26 protein-coding genes are annotated in these 26146 nt (G+C 49.4%); 11 read left to right on the forward strand and 15 right to left on the reverse strand.

Annotated elements, in window-relative coordinates; genetic code table 11:
* A complete protein-coding gene (locus KK083_RS24295) occupies nt 1-2706 on the reverse strand; it encodes an ABC transporter permease (RefSeq protein WP_254168339.1) in 2706 nt (901 codons plus the stop codon).
* Nucleotides 2706-3038, reverse strand: coding sequence for a PadR family transcriptional regulator (locus KK083_RS24300; RefSeq protein ID WP_254168341.1), 333 nt, complete (start codon nt 3036-3038; stop codon nt 2706-2708). Before KK083_RS24300 ends, KK083_RS24295 begins: the two co-directional genes overlap by 1 nt.
* 373 nt (nt 3039-3411) lie before the next feature.
* On the opposite strand from KK083_RS24300, the gene KK083_RS24305 reads away from it, so the two are divergent.
* The 5 genes from KK083_RS24305 to KK083_RS24325 all read left to right on the forward strand — a co-directional run bounded on the left by KK083_RS24305 (nt 3412) and on the right by KK083_RS24325 (nt 9864).
* Nucleotides 3412-3879, forward strand: coding sequence for a MarR family winged helix-turn-helix transcriptional regulator (locus tag KK083_RS24305; RefSeq protein WP_254168342.1), 468 nt, complete (start codon nt 3412-3414; stop codon nt 3877-3879).
* On the forward strand, nt 3876-6275 hold the full coding sequence (locus KK083_RS24310; protein WP_254168344.1) for a 3-hydroxyacyl-CoA dehydrogenase/enoyl-CoA hydratase family protein: 2400 nt from the start codon (nt 3876-3878) through the stop codon (nt 6273-6275). The genes KK083_RS24305 and KK083_RS24310 overlap by 4 nt, the downstream gene beginning before the upstream one ends.
* A 132-nt stretch (nt 6276-6407) precedes the next feature.
* A complete protein-coding gene (locus tag KK083_RS24315; RefSeq protein ID WP_254168346.1) occupies nt 6408-7583 on the forward strand; it encodes a thiolase family protein in 1176 nt (391 codons plus the stop codon).
* 41 nt (nt 7584-7624) lie between these two features.
* On the forward strand, nt 7625-9427 hold the full coding sequence (locus tag KK083_RS24320; protein ID WP_254168348.1) for an acyl-CoA dehydrogenase FadE: 1803 nt from the start codon (nt 7625-7627) through the stop codon (nt 9425-9427).
* Between the two features lie 137 nt (nt 9428-9564).
* On the forward strand, nt 9565-9864 hold the full coding sequence (locus tag KK083_RS24325) for a hypothetical protein (RefSeq protein ID WP_254168350.1): 300 nt from the start codon (nt 9565-9567) through the stop codon (nt 9862-9864).
* A 170-nt stretch (nt 9865-10034) separates the two neighbouring features.
* Here KK083_RS24325 and KK083_RS24330 read toward each other — a convergent pair whose 3' ends face one another.
* Nucleotides 10035-10421: a hypothetical protein gene (locus KK083_RS24330; RefSeq protein WP_254168351.1), complete on the reverse strand. Its 387-nt coding sequence runs from the start codon at nt 10419-10421 to the stop codon at nt 10035-10037.
* Between the two features lie 301 nt (nt 10422-10722).
* On the opposite strand from KK083_RS24330, the gene KK083_RS24335 reads away from it, so the two are divergent.
* From KK083_RS24335 to KK083_RS24345, 3 genes are read left to right on the forward strand one after another with little or no spacing between them, the layout of a single operon-like run.
* Nucleotides 10723-11244 (forward strand): hypothetical protein, encoded by a 522-nt coding sequence (locus KK083_RS24335; RefSeq protein WP_254168353.1) that lies wholly within the window; start codon nt 10723-10725, stop codon nt 11242-11244.
* An 18-nt stretch (nt 11245-11262) separates the two neighbouring features.
* Complete coding sequence (locus KK083_RS24340) at nt 11263-12303, forward strand: ATP-grasp domain-containing protein (RefSeq protein ID WP_254168354.1); 1041 nt, start codon at nt 11263-11265, stop codon at nt 12301-12303.
* A 4-nt stretch (nt 12304-12307) separates the two neighbouring features.
* The gene (locus KK083_RS24345) at nt 12308-12922 is read left to right on the forward strand and encodes a LysE family transporter (protein WP_254168356.1); all 615 of its coding nucleotides are present in this window, start codon (nt 12308-12310) and stop codon (nt 12920-12922) included.
* Here the strand turns inward: KK083_RS24345 and KK083_RS24350 are convergent.
* The 12 genes from KK083_RS24350 to KK083_RS24405 all read right to left on the reverse strand — a co-directional run bounded on the left by KK083_RS24350 (nt 12900) and on the right by KK083_RS24405 (nt 23939).
* Nucleotides 12900-13826: a S66 peptidase family protein gene (locus tag KK083_RS24350; protein ID WP_254168357.1), complete on the reverse strand. Its 927-nt coding sequence runs from the start codon at nt 13824-13826 to the stop codon at nt 12900-12902. The two genes, KK083_RS24345 and KK083_RS24350, sit on opposite strands and share 23 nt — an antisense overlap.
* A 138-nt stretch (nt 13827-13964) precedes the next feature.
* On the reverse strand, nt 13965-14534 hold the full coding sequence (locus tag KK083_RS24355) for an OmpH/Skp family outer membrane protein (protein WP_254168358.1): 570 nt from the start codon (nt 14532-14534) through the stop codon (nt 13965-13967).
* A gap of 15 nt (nt 14535-14549) precedes the next feature.
* On the reverse strand, nt 14550-15086 hold the full coding sequence (locus KK083_RS24360) for an OmpH/Skp family outer membrane protein (RefSeq protein WP_254168359.1): 537 nt from the start codon (nt 15084-15086) through the stop codon (nt 14550-14552).
* 2 nt (nt 15087-15088) lie between these two features.
* Complete coding sequence (locus KK083_RS24365; RefSeq protein WP_254168360.1) at nt 15089-17782, reverse strand: BamA/OMP85 family outer membrane protein; 2694 nt, start codon at nt 17780-17782, stop codon at nt 15089-15091.
* Nucleotides 17779-18534: an undecaprenyl pyrophosphate synthase gene (gene uppS / locus KK083_RS24370; protein ID WP_317195246.1), complete on the reverse strand. Its 756-nt coding sequence runs from the start codon at nt 18532-18534 to the stop codon at nt 17779-17781. The genes KK083_RS24365 and uppS overlap by 4 nt, the downstream gene beginning before the upstream one ends.
* An 88-nt stretch (nt 18535-18622) precedes the next feature.
* Nucleotides 18623-19306, reverse strand: coding sequence for a type IX secretion system protein PorG (porG, locus tag KK083_RS24375; RefSeq protein ID WP_254168361.1), 684 nt, complete (start codon nt 19304-19306; stop codon nt 18623-18625).
* Entirely contained in the window at nt 19306-20400 is a 1095-nt protein-coding gene (locus KK083_RS24380) for a DUF6089 family protein (protein WP_254168362.1), read from the reverse strand. The genes porG and KK083_RS24380 overlap by 1 nt, the downstream gene beginning before the upstream one ends.
* 65 nt (nt 20401-20465) lie before the next feature.
* Nucleotides 20466-21335, reverse strand: coding sequence for an NAD kinase (locus KK083_RS24385; protein ID WP_254168363.1), 870 nt, complete (start codon nt 21333-21335; stop codon nt 20466-20468).
* Between the two features lie 97 nt (nt 21336-21432).
* Complete coding sequence (locus KK083_RS24390) at nt 21433-22098, reverse strand: CBS domain-containing protein (RefSeq protein WP_254168364.1); 666 nt, start codon at nt 22096-22098, stop codon at nt 21433-21435.
* Nucleotides 22099-22166: 68 nt separating this feature from the next.
* Entirely contained in the window at nt 22167-22919 is a 753-nt protein-coding gene (locus KK083_RS24395) for an alpha/beta fold hydrolase (protein WP_254168366.1), read from the reverse strand.
* A gap of 73 nt (nt 22920-22992) precedes the next feature.
* Nucleotides 22993-23490, reverse strand: coding sequence for a CvpA family protein (locus tag KK083_RS24400; protein WP_254168368.1), 498 nt, complete (start codon nt 23488-23490; stop codon nt 22993-22995).
* Entirely contained in the window at nt 23487-23939 is a 453-nt protein-coding gene (locus tag KK083_RS24405) for a GatB/YqeY domain-containing protein (RefSeq protein ID WP_254168370.1), read from the reverse strand. Before KK083_RS24405 ends, KK083_RS24400 begins: the two co-directional genes overlap by 4 nt.
* Nucleotides 23940-24017: 78 nt before the next feature.
* Here KK083_RS24405 and KK083_RS24410 point away from each other — a divergent pair, with 78 nt between their 5' ends.
* From KK083_RS24410 to KK083_RS24420, 3 genes are all read left to right on the forward strand, one after another.
* Nucleotides 24018-24731, forward strand: coding sequence for a pyridoxine 5'-phosphate synthase (locus KK083_RS24410; protein WP_254168371.1), 714 nt, complete (start codon nt 24018-24020; stop codon nt 24729-24731).
* Between the two features lie 69 nt (nt 24732-24800).
* Nucleotides 24801-25463, forward strand: coding sequence for a TPM domain-containing protein (locus tag KK083_RS24415; RefSeq protein ID WP_254168373.1), 663 nt, complete (start codon nt 24801-24803; stop codon nt 25461-25463).
* 29 nt (nt 25464-25492) lie between these two features.
* Nucleotides 25493-26125 (forward strand): TPM domain-containing protein, encoded by a 633-nt coding sequence (locus KK083_RS24420; RefSeq protein WP_254168375.1) that lies wholly within the window; start codon nt 25493-25495, stop codon nt 26123-26125.
* Nucleotides 26126-26146 lie beyond the last annotated feature (21 nt).

Here is a 26146-nt window from a genome sequence, read left to right on the forward strand (position 1 = left end):
TTATTCATTGCGCAGCGAGTTCACCGGATTGGCCGTTGCCGCCCGCACCGATTGATAGCCCATGGTTAGCCATGCTACCAGAAAAGCAAAAACGCCGGCCAGGAGATACACGAGAACTCCAATTTCCACTTTATAGGTGTAATGCTGCAGCCACCAGTTCACGGCAAACCATGAAAGCGGCGCAGCCAGTAAAAACGAAATACCGATCAGCTTGCTGAACTCTTTCGAGAGCAGCATCACAATGCTGGGAACCGACGCCCCGAGAACTTTGCGGATGCCAATTTCTTTTGTGCGTTGCTCGGCCGTGAATGAAGTAAGTGCAAACAGACCCAGGCACGCAATTATGATGGCGAGGCCTGCAAAAACGGCAAATGTTTTTCCGAGCCGTTGCTCAGACGCGTACATCCTTCCAAAGTCTTCGTCGAGAAATGAATACTGGAATGGCTGGCCGGGTGCCAGTTTCTTCCAGCTCTTCTCTACCGCGGCGATCACGTTTTGTGTATTGGCAGCATTGAAACGGAAGATGACATATCCGTTGCTTCTTTTGATGAACAACGAGAGCGGCGTTATATTTTCTTTCAGCGACTCGAAATGGAAATTTTTTACAACGCCGATCACCGTCCATGACTTTATTGAATTACGGTCGGGGCTGCCGTCCGGGTTATCGCCGCCGAAGGTGGAGATCTTTTTGCCGATAGGATCTTTTTCAAAACGAAACTGCTTCACGGCAGCTTCATTCATGATCACAGCAGAAGAATCAGACAAAAACTCCCGTGAAAAATCACGACCCAGCTTGATGGTCATGCCCATGGTTTTCACGTAGTCGTAATCAACATCCCAGCCTTGCATGCCTACCATGTTTTCCTGGGTAGGTTCGCTGTCTGCGGGCCAATAGGTGTCGTTGCTTCTCCATCCGCCATTGACGGGAATATAACCTGAAACGGTTCCGTTCTTGATGAAGTTATTTTGAAGCACCTCATTCTTGAAGGCCTCCACTTTATCGCTCAGCGCATAAGCATCATTCACCACCAGCACCTGGTCTTTTTCAAAACCGATCTTCTTGTTCTGAATATAGTTTAGCTGGCGGTTCACTGTCAGTGTGCCCACCACCAGAAAAATGGAGATCACAAACTGGAATACCACCAGTGTGCTTCGGATGAGTCCGCTCTTCATGCCCAGCGAGACCTGACCTTTGAGCACGTTCACCGGTTTAAATGCGGAAAGGAAAAATGAAGGGTAAAGACCGGCCAGCATACCCACCACCGCGGCGGCGAGCAACATCGCACCATAGAAAACAGGATCGGAAAAAGGAATCGAGAGCTCCTTATGTGCCAGCGAATTGAAGAAGGGAAGCAGGAACCAGGCCAGCACCACGGCGAGCGCGAAAGAAAAAAGACTGAGTAAAAAAGATTCTGTGAGGAACTGCCGAACCAGGTGTGAACGCAGTGAGCCCATCACTTTACGAACGCCCACTTCTTTGGCACGGTTGGCTGAGCGTGCGGTGGAGAGGTTCATAAAATTAATGCACGCGATGCCGAGAATAAAAAGCGCGATGGCGGAAAACAGATAGATATAGGTGATATCACTGTTAGCCTCGAGCTCCGCTGTAAGGTCTGAGCGGAGGTGGATATCGCGCAAGGGCATGAGCGTATACTCGATTTTGTTGCCCGCTGCCCTGAACTTCTCCATTGTAAAATCACCACCCACGGCTGCCGCAGCTTGCGGGCCTATATATTTTTCAACGAAGTCCGGCAGTTTTGCTTCCAGTGCCTGTGCGCTGGCACCTTTCTTCAGCAAGAGATAAGTATTGAAGTTGTTAGCGAGAAATTTGTTATTCTTTGCTTCTTCGAGTCCCGTCATCGAGATTATGATCTCGAAATGGAAATGTCCCGTGACAGGCATGTCTTCAAATATGGCGGTGACCTTTTGGTTCCAACGATTGTCCAGAATTAGCGACTGGCCCAATGCGTTTCCATCGGGGAAAAATTTTTCGGCCACCTTCCGGCTGATGGCAATGCTGTTCGGCTCTTTCAACGCTTTACCGGCGTTGCCGCTGATCACAGGTACGGAGAAAATTTTAAAGAAAGTGCTGTCGGCCCATACTACACCATCCTGACGGATATTCTCGGCCTGGTCACTGACTTTCACCAGGTAAGTGCCGCGCTGACGAAAACGAACCGCGGTCTCTATCTCCGGATAGTCTTGCAGCAGGGCGTCGGCCAGTGGGGCGGGTGCAACAGCAAGTTTGTAATGATTGTCGGCAAACTTGATCTCGCCATTCACGCGGAAGATGCGGTTTGCCTTTTCATGATAACGATCGTAGCTCAGCTCATGCTGGATGAACAGCACGATCACAAGGCAGGCTGCCACGCCGGTAGCGAGCCCGGCAACATTGACAAAAGAATAAAAGCGATGCTTGGCCAGCGAGCGCATGGCGATGGTGAGATAGTTCTTCAACATGATCTTTGTCTTTTGATTTTCGTACCGTAAAGTTTGTTGTTGTGTTTTGCGCAGGCCCGCAGTGTGGCCGAAGCTGCGCAGCACGTGATGATAGGCATCAATGAAACGTACACCTTTCTCAAGCTCTGCTTCCACCGCCGAGCAAACATGATCGATCACCTCATCCCTGAATCCCTCGAGAATGATGCCCCGGTAGGTCAGGTCTTTGACGATGTAGTCGATATGCTGGGCGTTGAGCTGTGCCATTACGCAGTTTGCAGGTTCAATAAAGCAGACATGGTTTTCATAAAAGCGGCGAACTCGCGCACCTTTTCCTGAACAACGCTCTTGCCATCGCGCGTAAGCGTATAATACTTACGCACCCTTTTGCCCATGAGCACGGTCTCCGTTTTCAGAAGTCCTTCCGCCTCCATTTTGTGGAGGGTGGGATAGAGCGCACCTTCCGTTAGTAGGATGGTGCCATCTGAAAGATCTTTTACGCGCTGGGTGATCTCATAACCGTACATTTTGCCATGGTCGGCCAGGATCTTGAGAACAATGGTCTGAAGCGTTCCTTTCAGGAGTTCGGATGAATGCATAGTTGCCTGATACATAATACTCTTATGCATAAGACGCTGGAGAAGAGACAAGGTTGCAGGCAATTGGAAAAAAAGTCCATGGTCGATGGTCCATAGTCCATGGCCGGAGGGTTGTTTTCAAAGGACAGTTTTAAGAAAGCAAAAGGATGGTGTTAAGGGATTTCTGCTTTTTAGCGTTGTAAATGGATATTTTGATGTACTTTCCATGGACCATTGACTATGGATCATGGACCTTTCGGAATCTGCTCCGGGTACGATATTTTACAATCGTATGAGTCCCTAATGTTAAATCCGCCCCATGTTTTCAAAAATTTCCGGAATACTCTGCATGCATACCATTTTTTTTATACCTTCGCTAACGCTCTGAAAACGTATGCGCAGGGAGGAAACGGTAGACTATAATATAAAGGCAGCGTGGCATGCCATTGCGCGAATGTATAATCAACAGGCGGGCAAGCATGACATTACGATGTCGATGGGCTTCGTTCTGTTGAACATCAATTCGGAAGAAGGCACGCCGGCTACCAAGATCGCACCGCTCATGGGCCTTGAAGCAAGAAGTCTCACACGGTTATTGAAGAGCATGGAAGAGAAGGGATTGATCTATCGCGAAGCGGATTCTTCTGACAAACGCCTGGTGCGGATCGTGCTCACAAAAGAAGGTAAAAAGAAAAAAGAGAAATCGCGGGAGACGGTATTACGCTTCAATGATGTGATACGGCAGCTGATCGAGCCGGAGAAGCTCAACGTATTTTTCGAAGTGCTTCAGAAGATCAACCGCATCATAGAAAAGAATAACATCTACGACAAAATAGCTTCGCTCAACGAAAAAAGAATATGAACCGAACGATCCGCAAAGTTGCGGTACTGGGCTCAGGAATTATGGGCTCACGCATCGCCTGTCACTTCGCAAACATTGGTGTTGAAGTACTGCTGCTCGACATTGCACCGAAAGAACTTACCGAGGAGGAAAAGAAAAAAAATCTGACCCTAGATAGCCCCGCGGTCAAGAACAGAATTGTACAAAGCTCTTTCGACTCGACTTTGAAGTCGAACCCGGCACCGCTCTATGATAAGAGATTTGCTTCGCGCATCAGGCTGGGAAATTTCACTGACGATATGGCGAAGATCAAGGACTACGACTGGACCATAGAAGTGGTAGTGGAGAATCTCGACATCAAGAAAAAAGTATACACCGAAGTGGAAAAATTCCGGAAGCCCGGAACACTGATCACCTCCAATACATCGGGCATTCCAATTCATCTGATGGCCGAAGGAAGAAGCGACGACTTTCAGAAACATTTCTGCGGAACACACTTCTTCAATCCGCCGCGGTACCTGAAGTTGCTGGAGATCATTCCCACACCGAAGACAGATCCGGAGATCGTAAAATTCCTGATGCACTACGGTGACCTTTATCTCGGCAAAACCACCGTGCTCTGCAAAGATACGCCGGCCTTCATCGCCAACCGTGTTGGAATTTACGGGATCCTGAAAGCGGTCGACTCCATGCGCAAGCTAGACCTGAACATCGATGAGATCGACAAGCTTACCGGTCCGGTGATCGGCAGGCCGAAATCAGCAACGTTCAGAACTTCTGATGTGGTGGGCCTCGATACACTGATCAAAGTAGCGAACGGACTCTATGCCGGACTGCCCAATGACGAGGGCCGTGAAATGTTCAAGATGCCGGAAGCCATCAACAAGCTGGAGCAGAACAAATGGCTGGGCGATAAAACAGGTCAGGGATTTTATAAAAAAGTAAAAGGCGCGAAAGGAGAGAGCGAGATCCTTACCCTCGATCTCAAAACCTTTGAATACAAGCCGAAAGCGAAGGCGAAATTTGCCACGCTTGAAACCACCAAGACCATCGACAACCTGAAAGAGCGCTTCAAGGTTTTGTTTGCCGGAAAGGACAAAGCCGGAGAATTTTACCGCGACTCTTTTTACGGACTGTTCCAGTATGTGAGCAATCGCATTCCCGAGATCGCAGACGAGCTTTATAAAATTGACGATGCTGTATGCGCGGGTTTTGGTTGGGAGGTTGGTCCTTTCGAAACCTGGGATGCTGTTGGCGTGGAGCAAACGGTGAAGAACATGGAGGGCATGGGCTACAAGCCGAAGCAGTGGGTGTACGACATGCTGGCCTCCGGTAACAAGAGCTTCTACAAAGTGGAAGGTGGCCAACGCAAATATTACGATATCCCATCGAAGTCATACAAGCAGATCGCGGGTAAAGAAGAGTTCATCATCCTCGAGAACCTGAGCGATAAGATCGTATGGAAGAATGCCGAATCGAAAGTGACTGACCTCGGCGACGGTGTGATCAATTTCTCATGGCACAGCAAGAGCTACACCCTGGGCAGCTCTGTGATAGAAGGTCTGAACAAAGCCGTCGACCTGGCGGAGAAAAATTACCGCGGTCTTGTGGTGGGACACCAGGGTGCGGATTTTTCGCTGGGTGCAAACCTGGGCCTTGTGTTCATGTACGCCATCGAGCAGGATTACGATGAGATCGATTTTATGGTGCGCGCATTTCAGAATTCAACCATGCGCCTTCGTTACTCATCCGTACCCGTAGTGGTTTGTCCGCAGGGAAGAACCCTCGGCGGAGGTTGCGAGATGACGCTGCACGCAGACATTGTGCAGGCTGCAGCCGAAACTTATGTTGGCCTTGTTGAAGTGGGTGTGGGCCTGATCCCCGGTGGCGGCGGAACCAAAGAATTTACCAAACGTGTTTCAGACTCGTTGCAGGAAGGTGATGTGGAGCTCAACGCCTTGCAGAATGCTTTCATGAACATCGCTACGGCAAAAGTGGCGTTGTCTGCGGAAGAGGCCCGCGAGATGAAGATCCTCCGCTCGCATGACAGGATCTCTATCAACCGCGACCGTCAGATCGCAGATGCGAAACAGGCTGCGATCGAGCTGGCCGAAGCAGGTTATACCATGCCGCTACAGGCAAAAAATATTAAAGTACAGGGAAGAACAGGCATGGCGCTGTTCATGGCCGGCGTCAACGGCATGCGCATGGGCAACTACATCTCAGACCACGACGCGAAGATCGCCATGAAGATCGCCAACGTAATGTGCGGCGGAGATCTCACGGCGCCACAGGAAGTAAGTGAGCAATACCTCCTCGACCTGGAGCGTGAAGCCTTTGTTTCCCTCTGCGGAGAGAAGAAGACACTTGAAAGAATTCAGTCTATTCTCACGGGAGGAAAGCCATTGCGGAATTAAAATGCAGGTCCCGCAGATCACGCTGATGAACGCAGATAAAGGCACACTAAAATCTGCGCCTATCTGCGGAATCCGCAGGAAACAATCTGCACTATAAACGAAGAGAAAACATTGACGATTAAAACTAAAGATATGGATGCATATATCGTTGCGGCGAAAAGAACAGCAAACACTCGTGCTAAAAAAGGCGGATTTCGTTTTACCCGTCCTGATGATTTTGCGACAGACCTGATCAAGGCGCTGGTAAAATCTGTTCCTGGCCTGGAGAACAAAATGATCGATGACCTCATTGTTGGCAATGCCGTTCAGGAAGCGGAGCAGGGCATGCAGATGGGAAGGATGATCGCCCTGATGGCGCTGGGTATCGACAACGCTGGCATGGTGATCAACCGTTACTGTGGATCGGGCATTGAAGCGATCCACATTGCTTCGGCGAAAGTGCAGGCCGGCATGGCAGACTGCATTATTGCGGGAGGTACCGAATCTATGTCGCTGGTGCCGGTGATGGGCTGGAAGACGGCGCTTAATTATACCGTTGCCAAAGAGAACCCAACCTATTATACCAGCATGGGCTTAACCGCCGAGCAGGTTGCCGCGCAATACAAGATCTCGCGTGAAGACCAGGACCGTTTTGCGTATGAATCGCACATGAAAGCCATCAAGGCACAGCAGGAGGGAAAGTTCAAAGAAGAGATCGTGCCCATCACCACCAAAGAGATCTATGTGGATGAGAACAACAAGAAGAAAACGCGCGAGTTTGTAGTGGATACCGATGAAAGCCCGAGGGCCGATACCAACATGGACGTGCTGGCAAAACTCAAACCTGTGTTTGCGTTGGGTGGATCGGTTACGGCCGGAAATTCTTCACCTACCACTGATGGCGCCGCGTTTGCCGTGGTGATGTCGGAGCGCCTTGTGAAACAGCTCAACCTGAAACCCATTGCGCGCCTGATGAGCTACGCGGTGGCTGGTGTTGATCCGCGCATTATGGGTATAGGACCGGTGAAAGCAGTACCGAAAGCGCTTGAAAGAGCGGGACTGAAACTGAACGACATCGACCTGATCGAATTGAACGAAGCGTTCGCAGCACAGTCGCTGGCCGTGGTTCGTGACCTGAACATTGATCCGGCCAAACTGAATGTGAACGGAGGGGCTATTGCAATGGGCCATCCGCTCGGAAGCTCGGGAGGACGTTTGTCGCTCACGCTCTTAAATGAATTAAGAAGAAGAAATAAGAAGTACGGAATGGTAACGGCCTGCGTCGGCGGCGGACAAGGCGTGGCCGGGATCTACGAACTTCTGAATTGATCTCATATCTCACATCTCAATACTCAAATCTATTTCACGATATGGCAGCAGCAACAGAAACTAAAAAAGCGATCAAGGGAGGGGAGTTCCTGATCCGCGACACGGAAGCACACGAGATCTTCATTCCTGAAGATTTTAATGAAGAGCAGAAAATGATCGAACAGCAGTGTAAGGATTTTCTTGCAAAAGAAGTTTTTCCGCGGCTCGATGAGATCGACTCGATGAAAGATGGTAAGCTCATGCCGTCACTGCTTGATAAAGCGGGCGAGCTGGGTTTGCTTGGAACTTCTGTACCTGCTGAATACGGCGGCTTTGGAATGGACTTCAACACCACCATGCTTGTGGCGGAAGTAATTGGCGCCGGTCACTCGGTAGCAGTGGCACTGTCGGCCCATACCGGCATCGGTACATTGCCCATTATATACTATGGAAACGAGGAGCAAAAGAAAAAATATCTTCCCAAGCTGGCCACCGGAGAATATAAAGCTGCCTACTGTTTAACTGAACCGGATTCAGGATCAGATGCTAATTCCGGAAAAACAAAAGCGGTGTTATCGAAAGATGGAAAACACTACGTGATCAACGGTCAGAAAATGTGGATCACCAACGGCGGCTTTGCTGATATATACATTGTGTTTGCCAAGATCGACAACGATAAAAACCTCAGTGCCTTCATCGTTGAGAAAGCTTTTGGCGGTATCACCATGAACGAGGAGGAGCACAAGATGGGTATCAAAGGATCTTCCACCCGCCAGATCTTTTTCAACGACTGCAAAGTGCCGGTTGAGAACCTGCTCTCTGAACGGGAGAATGGATTCAAGATCGCGGTGAATATCCTGAATGTTGGTCGTATCAAGCTGGCAGTTGCGGCGATCGGCGGCAGCAAAAAAACCATTTCTACGGCCATCAACTACGCGAAAGAAAGAAAGCAGTTCGGAACGCAGATTGCAAACTTTGGTGCTATCAAGCATAAGATCGCCGAAATGGTGGTGAAAGTTTATGCGAGCGAGTCGGCCTGTTATCGCGCGGGCCAGAATGTTGACGATGCTTACAACGCGTTGGTGGCAGGTGGCCTGGAATCGGCGAAAGCCAAGCTCAAATCACTGGAAGATTTTGCCATTGAATGCGCCATCATGAAAGTGCACGGCTCGGAGGTGCTTGATTTTGTGGTAGACGAAGGTGTGCAGATATACGGCGGGATGGGTTTTTCTGCTGAAGGGCCTATGGACCGCGCCTATCGCGATGCCCGCATCAACCGCATCTTCGAAGGTACCAACGAGATCAACCGTATGCTCACCATCGACATGCTGATGAAACGGGCTATGAAAGGCCAGCTCGACCTGATGACGCCGGCCATGGCGGTGCAGAAAGAGCTGATGGCGATACCTGATTTTGGCGCCAGCGACGATTCAGCCGTTTTTGCCAAAGAGAAAAAAGCGCTCCAGAACCTCAAAAAAGCAGGTTTGATGGTTGCCGGCGCAGCGGTTCAGAAATTTATGATGAAGCTTTCAGACGAGCAGGAGGTGCTGATGAACCTTGCCGATATGCTGATCGAGGCTTACGTGGCGGAATCTACATTACTGCGCGTGGAAAAACTGATTGGCCTGCGGGGCGAAGCAAATTGCCAGATCGAGAAGGAAATAGCGATTGTTTACCTGCACGAGGCTGTTGAAAAGGCCGCTTCTGCCGGAAAACAAGCGATTTATGCCTTTGCTGAAGGAGATGAGCTGCGCCTGATGTTGCTCGGCCTGAAACGTTTCACCAAGATGGAACCGTATAACCTGAAAGAGGCCAGAAGAAAGATCGCCGGTTATGCCATCGACAAGGGAGAATATCCCTTTTAAGAATGTGAACAGCTGGCTGTACAGATTTGAACAAAAGCCCCGGACTTTCCGGGGTTTTTCTTTTAAATCACGCTGAAAACTGCGTTTTGGTAATCTGGAATGGGCTTTGATTATTTTAAAGTCAAACCATTACTGCTATGATAACCAAGACCATCGGCACCATTTTCATTGTTCTGATCTGCATCATTATGTTCCCGGTAGCGCTTGGGCTTGTCGGTGGTGCGTTTGGCATCGTGATAGGGGTTATCGGTGCGGTGTTCGGAGCCATGGCCGGAGCTATCGGTGGCATTTTCGGCGCGATCTTCGGCATTTTCGGATGGATGTTCGACGGTCTTTTCAACTGGCACGGACCCTTTCACTTTTTCAGATGCAACATATTTACCCTTGCCGCCATTGTGCTGGTAGTAGCGCTGCTGGTGAGAGACAAGAGAAAATAATTGACGGTTGACAATGGGGCTGTTGACAACGGTCAGGGTTTAAGGTACCAGACCGGCCTGTCGATTTAAGATGCCAAATGCCCAGTGATTATCGACAATGGATTTGAAATACTGATCTTAAGCTTGAAACGGGCCTTTTGTCAATTGTTTTATTGTCAACTGTTAACTGATTACGTCACGGGATGCTTGTTGTAAAGCATGGGGTTCAGGAAGTACCTGCTGTATACCGGATATCTTTTTACCTCCTGGATACTGGGTTTTTTACCTTTTGCAAATACCATTTTGTAATAGAACTCATATCCCTTTTCCACCTTGATGTCTTTGCGAACCACGTACCAGTTCTTATCATAAGGATTGAGCACTTTCACCTGAACGTGAAATAAACCGGGCTTGCTTTTAATGCGTACAAACTTCTCGGGAGTTTTGTTGTAGAGCTTTCCGTTTACATAAACCTGCATATTCGAACTCTTATCTGTTTGAATAGCGATGCCTGAGATATAGGCGTGGGCATAGGTAGAAACTGTTGCCAAAAGAACTGCGACCACTAACTTTTTCATTTTCACAACCCTCAGTTTTTCTTATCTAACGAAAACAAGGTCCGTGCCAATTCCTTCATGTATGATATTAACCAAGATTAAACCAGGATTAACGGATTAACAAGATTTACAGGATTAAACCAGGATTTATTGGGTTAACGTGATTCACAGGATGAGAATACATCCGGAAACGGGATTCTTGCGATAAAGGGCTCCAATAGGTCTGTAAATCATTTAATCCTGGTATAATCCTGCTCTTAAATCCAGATCATCATGTCAATCAAATAAATCATAGTTTATCTTTGTTAGCTTAAGGGAAGACATGAACGTATCGGAAGTTTGCACCCAGATCCTTGATCAGCTTGCTGCACTCCTACAGGAGATCGATGGGCGCGATTTTACAAAACCATCAAAGGCTTTAAGTCAGTCGACCATTGGTCAGCACCTGCGGCACACGCTGGAGTTTTTTATCTGTTTTGAGCAGGGATTTGAGCGTGGCGTTGTGAATTATGACAAACGGGCACACGACAGACTGACCGAAACAGACAAGCTCATGGCACTGAATACCATTCGCCGCATCCGTGGCTTTGTGAGCGCGCTGCGAGACAACAACAAACCGCTCAGACTTGAGGTTGGGTTCGATCCTGATAAGGAACAATATATTTCCATCGAGACGAATGCTGTCCGCGAATTGGTGTATAACATCGAACACGCGGTGCACCATATGGCCATCATGAAGATCGGCATCCGTGAAGTGGCGCCTTACATCTCACTGCCTCCTGATTTTGGTGTGGCTGCGTCAACAGTGCGGTACAGGGAAGCGGCTGTATCTGTTCATCATTAATTCAGCTTTCACTGCAGCATGAGAGGACTAGAAAAAATTACACGCAGTAATTTTTTTATCAAACTCAGAAACTGGGAGTACTGGCCATTCGGCATCCTTCAGTTCCCGCTGTTCTTTTATTTTTTCTGGCTCGCGCTTCGTTCACGATCGCTGACCTTCTTTTCGGCATCCAATCCGGGCATCGCCATGGGAGGCATGTTTGGCGAATCGAAATACGATGTGATCAGCAAGATCCCTTCAGCCTTCGTTCCGCGCACGAAGCTCATTCTCCTTCCGGCAACAAGCGACACAGTTTTGAAAACACTGAACCAGTATGGATTTACGTTCCCTGTGATCTTTAAACCCGAGCTGGGCGAGCGCGGATTCATGGTGAAAAAAATAACATCGGCAGCGGATGTTGAATCGTACCTTAAAAAGATCAGGATCAATTTCCTGGTGCAGGATTTTGTAGACCTGCCGTTGGAGTTCGGTGTGTTCTATCAGCGATATCCATCACAGCCCAACGGAAAGGTGGTCTCTATTGTCGCAAAAGAGATGCTTTCTGTGACCGGAGACGGAACATCCACGCTTCAGCAGCTCATCATGAAAAAAGACAGGGCCAAACTTCAGTGGAAAAAACTGGCGGAGGCGTACCGCGACAGGCTTGAAGAGGTGATTCCCGCGGGGCAGTCGATCGAGCTTGTCTCTATCGGCAATCATGCCATGGGCACCAGGTTCCTCGATGGAAATCACCTGATCAACGACCGGTTGTCTTCATCTTTTGACCGGATCAGCAAACAGATCGATGGATTTTATTTTGGACGATTTGATGTACGCTGCGCCAGCCTGAACGATCTTTACGAAGGCCGCGTGAAGATCATGGAGCTGAACGGATGTGGTGCCGAGCCTGCGCACATCTATGATCCTGCTTTCGGGCTGTTCAAGGCAGTGGGTGTGCTCTTCCGGCACTGGAAAACGATCTTCGAGATCTCGCGGGAAAATCATCAAGCTGGCGTCCGTTATCTGAGCTATCGCGAGGCGCTGGCGTTTTACCGTGCATTTAAAAAAGCGGTTCAGTAGCATCATGGAAGCATTGTTGACTTTATCGATCGCTTTCCTCTTCAGCTTCATCGGCACCATTCCTCCCGGTACGATGAACCTCACCATCATTGGCCTGGGCCTCGAGCATCGCATTTCAACTGCCTGGCGTTTTGCGCTGGCCGCAGCCCTCATCGAATATCCCTATGCATGGCTGGCAGTTGAGTTTGAAAATCTCATCACCTCTTCGCCGATGATCACGGCCAATTTCAGGATCATTACTGGCGTAGTGATGACCGTGCTCGGTGTTATCAGCCTGCGGTCTTCACAAAAGCCATCACCTTTTGCCAAACGCTTCCAGGAGAGTGGCTTCAGAAGGGGCATTTTACTGGCATTGCTCAATCCACTAGCCTTGCCATTTTGGGTGGCCATGACGGCATACCTCAAAAGTCAGCGGTGGATCGACCTCGACACAAACATGGAAGTTCATTTTTATCTGCTGGGTGTGTCGCTTGGCAGCCTCTCATTGCTGATCATTCTGGCGTACCTGGCCAGGAGGGTGGTACGGCAATTTCAGGGAAACACCTTTTTGAAAAAGATCCCGGGCATTACGTTGTTGGTCCTGGGTGCGTATGCGCTTATACAGTACTTCTTTTTTTGAATCCTTCGAACAACAGCGATACTTTTTTTGCGTCTGCGATGAGCTCGGCTTTGCCTCCGTGTACCCAGGCGTAGTTGGGGTTCTCATGGCCTGATGGAAAACCGAACACCACCGGGTATGAATAGTCTTTCACCGCATTAAGAATGACCTCTTCCACACGTTCGCCGAAGCCGAGGCTTGCTTCCTTGATATCGGTCATGTGACCCACCACAAGCGCACGAAGGTCTTGAAGCTTGCCGGCCCTGCGAAGTTGTGTGAGCATGCGATCGAGCTTATAAAAATATTCGTCAATTTCTTCCAGCACGAGGATGCAGTTCTTGGTATCGGGCTCTCCGGAAGTTCCGATCGAATCGACGATCAGCGACAGGTTTCCTCCCGTTACCATGCCTGATGCAGTACCCATACGGTTGAACGGAGACGGTATTGCGTCGATGCTGCACTCACCTTCCAGCAGAAGTCTTCGCAGGCTTTCTACCGAGGAGGCAGAGTCGGGCCGCGAAAACAAAACAGGCATGGTGCCGTGGATGCTGGCCACTTGTTCTTTCTTCAGACGAAGGTGCAGCGCCGTGATGTCACTGAAGCCTACAAGCCATTTGGGATGTTTGCTGAAACCTGAAAAATCGATGCTGTCGATGATGCGGGTGCTTCCATAGCCACCCCGTGCGCAGATGATGGCGCGGATGGCCGCATCGTCGATCATCTCCTGCAGGTCCGCGCGGCGTTCTTCATCAGCGCCAGCCAAATAGCTGTGCCTGCTGCTGAAAATGTTACGGCCAATGATCACCTGCAATCCCCACGACTCAAGCACCTTCGCCGCGAATTCAACGTCAGCGGCATCGATCTTCCTGGAGGTTGCAACAATGCCAACCTTATCGCCGGTTTTAAGAAGACTGGGTATGATCATAGAAAAATTTCTTTTTTGCCAACGAAGACTCTAAGAACACGAAAAGCCACTAAGTAAAAAAGCCCTCCTGATATCAGGAAGGCTTTGTATTTTTATTCTTATAGTAAGGCGTTATTGCCTATTGCTTATGCCTACTGCCTATTGTTTAGGAGGTGTGCCAGCTTTTGCTTCGGGCTTCGGAGCGGGTGTAACGCCCATCTTTTTCAGTACGAGGTCAGAAACATCCATTTTTTCGTCACCATAAAGGATCACGTCAAGGCCGCCGATCTGCTGGTTGAGAACAAAGGTGAAGCCGTTTTCTTTGGCAACATCTTCAATGGCTTTGCCTACTTTTTTGTAAACGGGCTCCATCAGCTGCGTTTGTTTATTCTGGATGGTAGTTTGTGCATCCTGCTGAAGCTTCTCCAGGTTTTGCTGCATTTGCTGAAGCTCGCGCTCAGTGTTCTGACGAACGGCATCAAGCATGGTGTTGAGGTTTGCGTTGTAGTCCTGAAGTTTTTTCTGGAATTCCTGCGCTTTGCCTTCGATCTGGTTTTTCAGCATGGTTTGCGTTGCCTTCAGGTCGGAGTCGATCTGTTTGGCTTCGGGCATTTGACTGAAAATATAATCTACATCAGCATAGCCGATCTTAACGGATGCAGTGGTGGTTTGTGCCTGAGAGGCAAAAAAGCCCAGGGTCAGCACAAGAAGTGAAACAAGTTTTCTCATGGAGTTTTAATCAAGTTAGTTTTTAATCTTATCGTTCGGATCGCCAAGCCCCAGCTCATCCAGCACAAAATCCGTGTAATCGTAACGCGGGTCGGTGTAGATCATCACCAGCTCGCCGGCCTTGTCGAACACAATGGCCAGGTTATTCTGCTTGGCAACTTTGTCTACGGCGTCCCACACTTTATCCTGAATGGGTTTGATCAGCTCCTGCTTTTTCAGGAAGAACAGCCCGCCAAAGCCGAATACCTTTTTCTGGTACTCTTTCATCTCAGCTTCCTTTTTCTGGATGGCTGTGGTGCGCTCTTTTTTCATTTCTTCCGTGAGCAGTACCTGCTCTGCCTGGTAGGCGCTGTACATGCCCTCTATTTTTTTGGACATGTCCTGAACCTCCTTTTCCCAGGCTTCAGAGAGCTGGTTGATCTCGTCCTGTGCCTTCTTGTATTCGGGCATTTTATTCAGGATGAAATCCGTATCAATGTACCCGAACCTCTGAGCGTTGACAAAATTCAGGCCGAAAATGAGAAAAAATATTGGAATTAAATAAACCCGCATAATTATCTGATTTGCTGACCAATGGTGAAGTGGAATTGCGATCCACTGCGGTCTTGCGCATAAGGCAGCCTATCAAAACCATATGCCCAGTTCAGACCTATCAAACCAAACGCAGGCATAAAGATACGCGCCCCAACGCCTGCCGATTTGTATAAATTGAACGGATTAAAGTCTTCATAATTGTTCCAGTTATTACCGGCTTCCGTGAAGATGAACCCGTAGATGGTTGCGGCGCTACCGGTGGTTACAGGGTAACGCAGCTCCAATCCCAGTTTATCGTACACAACACCACCCTGCACAACACCTCTGCCGGGGCTCACGCTGCCATAGCGGTCATACAGCGGCGGGGTGATCCTGTTGTTCTGGTAACCGCGCAGGCCGATGATCTCCTGGCCTAACAGGAATGAGTTGAAACCTCCGGCCAGTCCGTCGCCACCCAGGAAGAAACGCTCAAACGGCCCGATACCAGCTTCTCTGGAATATGAGCCAATAAATCCAAAGTGCGCTTTGGCTTCCAGTACAAGCTTTTTCTTATTGTCGAGCGGCAGGTAGTACTTGGCGTCGAACATCCATTTGTGGAACTCGATCCATGCAAATTTCGTGGCCGGATCCAGGTTCGGATCGCTGTAGTCAAGACCTCTCCACAACGAGTGCGGTGGTGTGAGCGTAAGGCTCAACGATATCGTTGATCCCTGTGACGGGTACATGATCTCGTTGACGCTGTTACGGGCCAGCGTGGTGTTGAAGGTAATGCTGTTAGACACACCGTCAGAGAACCCGAGGCCCGCATCCCAATCGTTGAGAATATAACGCAGGTACGATACGGAATTTGTCAGTGTGAAATAGTTATCGGGCCACTCAAGCCTGCGTCCCAGACCAACGGTGATGCTATGCACCTTCATGGTCGGGTTGGCTGTTGTGCTGTCCGGCATCTGGTAGCCATACAGCGAGCGCTGCACGGAGCTGTTGAGACTCACCGTGAAAGAATGTGGCTTGCGTCCGCCGAGCCATGGTTCTGTGAAAGAGAAGCTATAGCTCTGATACTGGCGTCCGTTGGCCTGCATTCTCAGCTGTAGACGCTGACCGTCACCCACCGGAAGCGGTTTCCAGTTCTTGAGGTGCGGGATGTTCCTGATAGAAAAGTTATTGAAGGTAAGGCCGAGCGTACCTACGAAGCCATAGTAACCTCCCCAGCCACCCGACAATTCGATCTGGTCGTTTGATTGTTCTTCCACTTTCCATTCGATGTCAACCGTTCCTTTGGCAGGATTGGGCACCAGGTTCTGGCTTACCTTGTCAGGCGCAAAATATCCTAACTGTGAAAGGCTTTGCTGCGTGCGGATGATGTCTGACCTTCTGAATTTCTGTCCGGGTACGGTGCTGAGCTCGCGGCGGATCACGTGGTCGCTGGTGCGCTCGTTGCCGCTGATCGTTACCTCGTTGATGGTAGCCTGCTCTCCTTCCGAAATGCGCATCTCCACGTCTATGGAATCGCCGGCCACGGCCACCTCAACGGGATTGATCCTAAAGAACAGGTAGCCATCGTCCATGTAAAGCCCGCTGATGTCCATTCCTTTCGGATTGAACTGCAGTTTCTTGTCGATCAGATCTTTGTTGTAAACGTCGCCCTTGCTGATGCCCAGCACGGCATCGAGCTGTTTGTCTGTATAGATGTAGTTACCGGTCCAGATGATGTTTCTGAAGTAGTACTTGGGACCTTCGTAGATCTTAAAATCGATGTTAATGGTTCTGAAGTTGTGATTGTAGATGGAGTCTACTTCGATCTCCGCATCGCGATAGCCTTTAGAGTTGTAATATTCGATGAGCTTTTTCTTGTCTTCTTCGTATTCGCTGCGGATGAATTTAGAGCTGGCGAAGATGTTAAGCTTGATGTTCTCGTTGAGAAATTCCTTCGTCTGCTTCCAGCTCACCTTCTCAGCAGGCTCCAGGTATTTTTTTGGTGCGAAGAGCTCACGGAGGATGGTGCGGTGAAGCACGAACCGCGGATGTTCTTTGGTCTTTTTCAGCTTGCGCTTGAGGGTGGCATCGTCAATGTTATCGTTCCCTTCAAAGGAGATGGCGTTGATCTTCACCTTCGACTTGGTGTTTACAGCGATCTTCAGCTTGATACCGTCCTGGTTGAGGGTGTCACGTTCCTGGATCACCTTCACGTCTGTGTTCAAAAACCCTTTCTTGACGAAATATTTCTTTACGGCGAGCTCGGTATTTCTGACCATGGCGTCGTTCACGATCTTTCCGCGGATGAGCTTGAGGTCTTCTTTAAGTCCTGACTCCTGTGTTTTATTGATGCCGGTGAAGTAGAAGGCGGTGAGGCGTGAGCGTTCGGCCAGCACGATGTTGAGGTAAACGTTGGTGCCTTCGATCTTTGAAACTTCGATGCTGACGTCTCCTACGAGGCCGTATTTCCAGATCTTCCTGATGGCTCCGGTGATGGCATCGCCCGGTATCTTGATCTTATCGCCTACTTTGAGCCCCGAGATGGAGATCATGGCATTTTTGTCGAGCACGTTAATACCTTTCACTTCAATGCCCGCAATGGTGTACTCGGCGGGGTTGGCATAGTTCAGGTTGTTTTCGCTTGCCTGTGGTGTTGTGGTCCGATCTCTCCTTCTGAACTGCGCCCAGATGTCAGAAGCCGTGCTGAATACCAAAACGATAATTAGAAATTTTTTCATCGACTAACCGGGTTCAATTGTTCACTCGTTTTTCCGAACCTGCGTTCGCGCTGCTGATATGACCATATAGCTTCGTATAAATGCTCTTTCCGGAAATCTGGCCACAGGGTAGGTGTGATAAACAGCTCCGTATAGGCAATTTGCCACAAAAGGAAATTGCTTATACGCAATTCTCCGCTGGTTCTGATGAGCAGCTCCGGGTCTGGGATGCCGGAAGTCTGCAAATAGTTCTCAAAAACCTGCTCGTTTATATCTTTTTCCTCAATCTTCCCCGCCTTGGCATCGGCAACGAGTTGTTTTACGGCCTTCATGATCTCCCATCGCCCACTATAGCTTAAAGCGAGATTCAGCGTAAGACCACTGTTGTTCCTGGTCTCGTTGATGGCCCACTGAAGGTTTCGCTGGCAATCCGCAGGCAGATGTGATGTATCGCCGATGGTCATGAGCTTCACCTGGTTCTCTGTCAGCGTGCCGATCTCCTGCTTGAGTGTATTCACCAGCAGCTCCATGAGCCCGTCTACTTCTTCCTTTGGCCGGTTCCAGTTTTCAGTGGAAAAGGCGTAGAGCGTAAGATACTTTACACCCAGCTCGCCACAGCACTCCGTAACATCGCGAACAGCCTGAACCGCATTGCGATGGCCGAAAATGCGCATCGCTCCTTTTTTCTTTGCCCAGCGGCCATTGCCGTCCATAATAACGGCGATATGGCGGGGTAAATTATTAAAGTCTATATGTTCCTTAAATGAAGCCACAGGGGTGCAAAATTAGCAAAAAAGTTTAAGGTAAATGAGGATGTGGCAGATACGTTGGGGTACCTGGTCGAAAGTTTTGGATTAAGGATTATTTATAAGGATTTGTAGGGCAGGGGATATCGTAAAAAGTTCTGGTGACGCTTATGCCCAGGAAATAATAAGCATCATTATCGAAGGGGTTTCCGTACTGGTAATTCTTCCGCGACTGCTTGCCCACAGAAACATTGTCCAGGTAATCGAAGAAGGTTTTTCTGGCACCGAACTCGAGGGCCAAATACCATTTGGGGTTGACGATGTACTTGATGCCGGCACCGAAGGGAATAGCGCCCTGCACGTTGCTATACTCGGCGGTCTTGTTTCCATTGCCCGACATGCCAAACAGGGCCATGCCGCCGAACAGGTAAGGAGAATACCGGAGGATGTGTTTGGTCTCGCGCCAGTTCAGGAAGTGATATTCCATCGCCAGGGAGGCCTCCATGAGGAAGATGTTGAACGATGCATTGCGCTGCTGGGCAAACGCGTCGATGGGCCGTTTGTCACTGGCGCCTATCTTACCCGCGGTAAGGGCAGCCCTGAAGCTTACCACCTTGCTCACATTAGAGCGGTAGAAGACAGTGCCTGCGGGTTTGGAGTTTGCAAAACTATAGGTGCGGGCAAGATCGCCCGTGTAGTTGAATGTGCCTATTCCGAAGCCTATTTCAGAACGTTGTGCCAGCAGCTCGCCCGACACGAGTGTTGCAATCAATAAAAGGGCTCCCGGAAAAAATTTCATTACCTGAATTTAGCACGATGAAATGTTTTACCCAAAATATAAGTGAGGCGAAATGTTGTTACCATGTAAATATCCTTGTCTTTGTTGTTACCCCGCACGTTGCTTGAGCCATCGTCACCCTTCCACTCGCGGCCATAACCAGCAAGCGTATAGTATTGCTTCTGATCTCTTCCGGTATACGGTTCCAAACTTGTATTGACGGCTGACGGGTTAAACTCGGCAAGCTCGCCGGTTCTGTACGACATCGCTTTTGCCAGCTCGTCGTTGCCAAACACGCCCAGGTCTACATAACTGCGGCTTACGTCGTCAATGTAATCTGTGAACAGATACCTGAATCCGAGCTCAGCAGAAAAATCCATCACTTCATTTATCCTGAAACGTGCGCCGAAGCCAAATGGTATGGCGGGCTGAATTAATTTATACGGTTTGATGCCGGCATTCGCGTCGGTTGACTGCAGGGTTGCATGCTGCCCTTCTGTGCCGAGTGGCTGCAGGTCTACCCATTTGCCACCGCCGGCCAGGGGTTGCCCATCCACGCCGGTTTCAGGAGCAAGGGCCTGGGGGTTGTGATGGATCACGGCCAAACCGCCATAGATGTATGGTGTCCATACCACCCTGCTGATATAGGTAGCCTGGTTCTCGAACAGATCGAGGCTGGCCGTTACGGAAAGCTCTTTGATCCTGTTTCTGAACGAGAGGTTCCTGTTATAACGGTACATGCCATTGCTCGCATCGCCCTTATCGGCTGATTCGGCATCGCTACCGCTCAGGGTTCCAAACATGAAGGCAGTGGTCAATGTATAACGCGGACCAAAGCGATGGCCAAGTGAGATCGTTATTGCAGGCCGGGTGAAACTGATGTCGGTACTTACTTTTGAAGGTTTGGGCGCAAGATCGCCGTAGTAGTTCAGGGCGCTGAGCGAAACACCCAGGGCATTGTAACGTTTTTCTTTTCCGAAGTGGAATTTGCGTCCCTTGAAAGAGGAGATCCGCCTGTTATTTTTTTTGATCGCCTTGCGGTTCATCTGACCCATGCTCTCGTGCGCCGAGAACAGCAAACAGACAACAATGCTCAGGTAAAAGAATTTTCTCATCACCAATCCGATTAAGCCACTATAAATCAGCCAAATAAACTATAAAGGTACTAAAAAATCAGCTCTCAGTTACGGACGTCCAGTCCCCAGTTCAATTTCTGACGTAAGGTTTTGAAGTAATGTTGACCTTCCAGTTGCACGAGGTTCACTTTAAAGTCGGCTTTGCCTACCTTTAAATCGATTGCGCTGTCTATGGTTGCGATGCGCGAATCGAGTGACACGAGAAACTTTTTACTTCTTCCTTCCACCTTGAAAGAGATCTGCGAGCTGTCGGAGACCACAATAGGCCTCACCGTAAGGTTATGCGGGCTCACGGGCGTGATCACAAAGTTGCCTGAACGGGGAAAGATGAGCGGTCCTCCGCAGCTCAGGGAATATCCCGTTGAGCCGGTTGGCGTAGCCACGATGATCCCATCTGCCCAGTAAGAGTTCAGGAACTCTCCGTCGATATAGGTGTGGATGGTGATCATTGAAGACGTATCTTTCTTAACAATGGTAAAATCATTCAGGCCAAAGTTGAGCTTGCCGAAAATATCCTGGCTTGATTCCAGCCGCAGCAATGCCCGTTTGTCCAGCGTGAATGAACCATTCACAACCTGTGCCAAAGCATGCTCGGTCTCTTCACGGCTGATTGTGGCCAAAAAACCAAGTCTTCCGGTGTTTATTCCAAGCACCGGGATTTCCGCAGTACCAATATGGGACACCGATTCCAGCAAAGTGCCATCACCTCCAATGCTGATAAAGCGCTCGATATGTTTTACTGAATCGCCGGGCTGGTAGACTGTATAGCGAAACTTTTTAAACACGGGGTGTTTTAAAGCCGCGGCGAATTTGGCTGAGATGAAGAGCTCATGTTCTGAAAGGATCTCAAAAATACGTTGGATAAAGGGTGCGGATTGGCGCGTAAATTCTTTGCCGTGAATCCCGATTTTCATCAATTTACTTTGATGCGTTTAAAAATATGTAAGCCAGAAAAAGTGTAGGATAAAGATACGAAGCGGATGCTGAAGTAAAAAAGAGGTGAGGACGGTATTAAATATCGAGATAACGCAACAGCATGTCGATGCGCTCTTTTTCGTTCTCGATGGGTTTTGATTCCTGGTAACGGCCGATCACTTTGTAACCGAAGCGCTCGAGGGTGGCAACAATACGCGACATGTCAGACTGGTTGATCTTCAGCGTGAGTCTGATCTTACCGGCATCGAGCGGATCTTCTTTAATAATGCTGCTCAGGATCTTGGCGTGGTTCTCTTCGATGAGGCGACTGATCTCGGCCAGGGAATAGTCAACGTAATTCATGCACAGCACCAGTATGGCGCCGGGCATTTGTACGGCCGCGGTCTGCGCAAAGGAGGTGAGCGTGTCTTGTACCGTGATGACGCCGCTGTACTGCTGGTCTTCATTCAGCACGGCAACCATCTGTAACTTGTTGTCGGTAGCAACCTTGAGGATATCGTAAAAGTGAGTGTCGAGGTGAACGTAGCTCATCTGACCGATCAGGTCGAAGTCGCCGACACTTTTTTCAATATCGTTGGTCTCGAGGATGATCTCCTCGGAGATGAATCCCATCAGATGTCCGCCGTCTACTACAGGCAGGTAATTGCAGCGGAATTCTTCCATCCAGACAATGGCTTTGTGGGCGTCGTCTGTGCCTTTCAGCGGCGGGATCATGTGGTTTATAAGATCTTCTGCAATCATAGCTATGGGCTTTAGTAGCTACTGGTTTTCTCCGTCCTCACCTGTAACTTGATAGAACAAAACAATACCTAAGTAACCAGAAAATCCTCAACAAGCTCGTTAAATTTTTCCGGATGCTCCATCATGGGCGCGTGACAGCATTTATCAATAAATTTCAGTTTCGAGTTGGGTATCAAGCGGTTAAACTCATGCGCCACCATGGGGGGTGTGATTGTATCATTTAGTCCCCAAACCAATAACGTCGGTGCCGTGATATTTGGTATTTCCTCGGCCATGTTGTGGCGTTGTGCCGATTTGGCGATGGCCACAATGCGCATGCACTTCGGAATGCTCTTGGTTGTTTCAAACACCTCATCAACAAGCTCTTTGGTAGCAACATTGGGATCGTAGAAAGTATACGCTACCCGCTCCCTGATATAGTCATAGTTGCCCCGTTTGGGATATGATCCGCCCATGGAATCTTCAAAGAGGCCCGAGCTTCCCGTAAGGATCAGCTTTTTAACTTTTTCGGCGTTCTTTAAGGTATACAGCAGTCCGATATGGCCACCAAGGCTGTTTCCCATAATAATGAGGTTGTCGAGCTTCTTAAAAGCGACAAATTCTTCCACAAATTTTCTCAGGCCTTCGAGGCCGGCTTCCTTGATGGGCATTTCATAAATAGGGAGCATCGGGATCACTACCCTGAAATTCTTCGAGAACCGGGTTACAACGCCCTCCCAGTTGCTGAGGGCGCCGAATAAACCGTGTAATAATAAAAGGACCTGGCCTTTACCTTCATCAACAAACTTGAAACCGTTCTCTTCTTTAACGACGATTGACATACGAGCGATTAATACCGATAATTAAAGCAAAAAAAAATCAGAATAAAAGTTTTTAAAATGAACCCTTGCCACATTAGAAAACATCCTTGAAAACCGGGAAAAATTCGCCGATCCAGCCTGTAATAACCGGGGCGAAACCAGCCACTTTCGGTAAAATCCACGAATCGGCTGTCCATCGCAGGGGAAGATCTACTTTGAGAGAATCCACGATCCAAAGTATTACACTTAACAAAAAAGCGGTCTTAAAAAATCCCAGGATAGCGCCGGCCACCTGGTCTACCCTTCCGAGAAAGGTCTTGTCGATGGATACCTTGATCAGGTTACCAAGCAACCTGACGGCAATGACAATGGCTATGAAGACAACTGCGAAAGCTACGTAGGGAAGCACTTTCTGATCGACATTGAATTTATCGCCCAGCATCAGCATGGCCCAGCCCATCAGCTTGAATCCGCCCAGCACCCCCAGCAGGATGGCGAGGAAAGAAAAAAGCTCCATTAAAAAACCTTCTTTAAAGCCAGTGTAAGCGCCGATGAGGAGGATGACGCAGATAACAATATCAATACCGCTCAAGGGGTCAAAAGTTTTTTCACGAGGTCGGAGATCACTTTGCCATCAGCTTGTCCGGCCAGTCTTTTGGTAGCCACGCCCATTACCTTACCCATATCCTGCGGACCTTTGGCACCGGTTTCCTGGATGATGGATTGAACCGCTGCCCTGATCTCATCTTCCGACAGCTGTTTGGGCAGGTACCGGCTGATCACTTCGAGCTGAAAGAGCTCACGGTCAGCAAGATCCTTGCGGTTTTGCTGCACAAATATATCGGCCGACTCCTTTCTTTGTTTGGCGGCTTTCATCAGCAGTTTGTTCTCGGCATCGGAAGAAATATCGGCTGCACCACCTTTTTCAGTTTCCGCCAGAAGGATCAATGACTTGACACTGCGCAAAGCCTCAAGCTCTTCCTTGTTCTTGGCAAGCATGGCTTTCTTGATGTCGTTATCGATTTGCTGTTTGAGGCTCATAAATTGTTGATGTTGTGTTAATTTCGAAACAAAAAATCCCGTATACGGTTAAATGCTAACAATCTAAATTCACTACCTGTGACAAGACTCAGCGTCAATATTAATAAAATTGCCACACTCCGAAATGCGCGGGGGGGAAATAATCCGGATGTCATCAAAGCTGCGCAAGATTGCGAAAATTTTGGTGCTGAAGGCATTACGGTACATCCGCGTCCGGATGAGCGCCACATCCGTTATGCCGACGTCATTGCTTTGAAAGATGTTGTGAAAACGGAGTTCAACATAGAAGGTTATCCCGACCTTCGCTACCTGAAGCTGATCCGCGAAGTAAGGCCGGCACAGGCAACGCTGGTACCCGATGCGCCCGATGCCATCACCTCGAATGCCGGGTGGGATACACTCAGGCATGCTGCGCTGCTGAAAGACGTTGTGGACGAAATCAGGTCGCTGGGAGTAAGGGTATCGTTGTTTGTTGACCCGTCGCCGCGCATGGTGGAAGGTGCCGCCAAACTGAAAGCCGACCGCATCGAGCTTTACACAGAACCGTATGCACGGGAGTATCATGTGAACCGCGATGTGGCCGTAAAGCCTTACATCGAAAGTGCCAGGGTGGCAACATCACTGGGCCTGGCGGTAAATGCGGGCCACGATCTGGACCTCGACAATCTTAAATTCCTGAAATCCAATATCCCTGATCTTGCGGAAGTATCGATCGGCCATGCGCTGATCTGCGATGCGCTTTACCTGGGGCTCGAGAATACCATTCAGCTCTACCTGAAACAGCTTCATTAAAACGCACGTGAAATAAATTCATCCGCCACCGTTTTTGGTTGGCTATCTTTAACTCTTCAAACCGATGTTATGAAACTCAGGCAAACATTCAGTGAAGCAGATCTGCAGCGCATCAAAAGTGCTGTGAAAGAGGCCGAGAATAAAATTTCAGGGGAGATCGTTCCGGTGATCGTGGAGAACAGCGGCCAGTATGGAACAGCTACTTACAAGGGAGGTGTGATACTCGCTTTGATCTCTTTCGCGCTCGTGATCGTGGTTGACCGTTACGTGATCACCGATGCCAGCAACACGCTCTACTACGATCCGGTGTTCATATTTTTTGTGGTGGTGCTCAGCGGTATTCTCGGCTCGCTGCTGGTGAGTGCGTGGGTGCCGCTCAGGAGGTTGCTGATCAGCCAGAAGCAGATGGATGAGTGTACACGGCAGCGCGCGGAGAATGCCTTTCTTGAAGAGGAGGTTTTCGCCACACGTCATCGCACGGGCATCATGATCTTTATCTCATTTTTCGAGCACGAGGTGATCGTGATGGCAGACCGCGGCATCAGCAAGGTGGTTGATCAGAAGGAATGGGACAAGATAGTAGCTGACCTTGTGGGGCAGATCAGGCAAGGCCGTATCATCGACGGCATCGAGGCTGGCATCAGGCGATGTGGTGACATCCTACTCGAGAAGGGATTCCATAAAACCCCCGATGACGTGAACGAGCTGCGCGACGACCTTCGCATCAATTAAACCCCATTTCCGTTTACTTCACTTCAGACATGAAAAAGCATTTATTATTCCTGGCCTTACTTTTTCCGTTCTTCTCTTTTGCGCAGCTCGCCATTCCTGAGCTGTGGGGCACGCGGGTGCATGACGAAGCCAAAGTTCTTTCTCCGGAATTCGTGAGCAGGCTCGAGCAGGTTCTGAAAGCGCATGAAGACTCTACTTCCAACCAGATCGCGGTGCTGATCGTGCCCTCGCTGAACGGTGAGGTGATCGAAGATTATACGCTTCGGGTGGCGGAAGCCTGGAAGCTGGGGCAGGCGAAAAACGATAATGGTGTGCTGCTGTTCATTGCCATCAACGACAGGAAGGCGCGTATCGAAGTGGGTGAGGGCCTTGAAGGTCCGCTGCCCGATGCCATTGCCAACCAGATCATCCGGAATGAGCTTGCGCCTTATTTCAGGCAGGACAATTACGAAGGTGGCGTTGCCGCGGCCACGGGAGCCATCATCAAAGCCATTGCCGGTGAGTATAAAGCAGACTCGCAACCTGTCAGAAAGAAAAGGACCCGGGGTGGCTCGCTGCTCGGTACCCTGGTGGTGCTCATTGTTATTATTGCTGTCTCTTATCCACAACTCCGAGCCCACGACACAAGAGGCAATGTAGTGTTGGCTGGTGGGCGAGTATAAAAACAGCGGGGGGGGGGGGGG

The sequence above is a fragment of the Chryseosolibacter histidinae genome, assembly GCF_018598225.1.
In the GTDB taxonomy this organism is placed as follows: Bacteria; Bacteroidota; Bacteroidia; order Cytophagales; family Cyclobacteriaceae; genus Chryseosolibacter; species Chryseosolibacter histidini.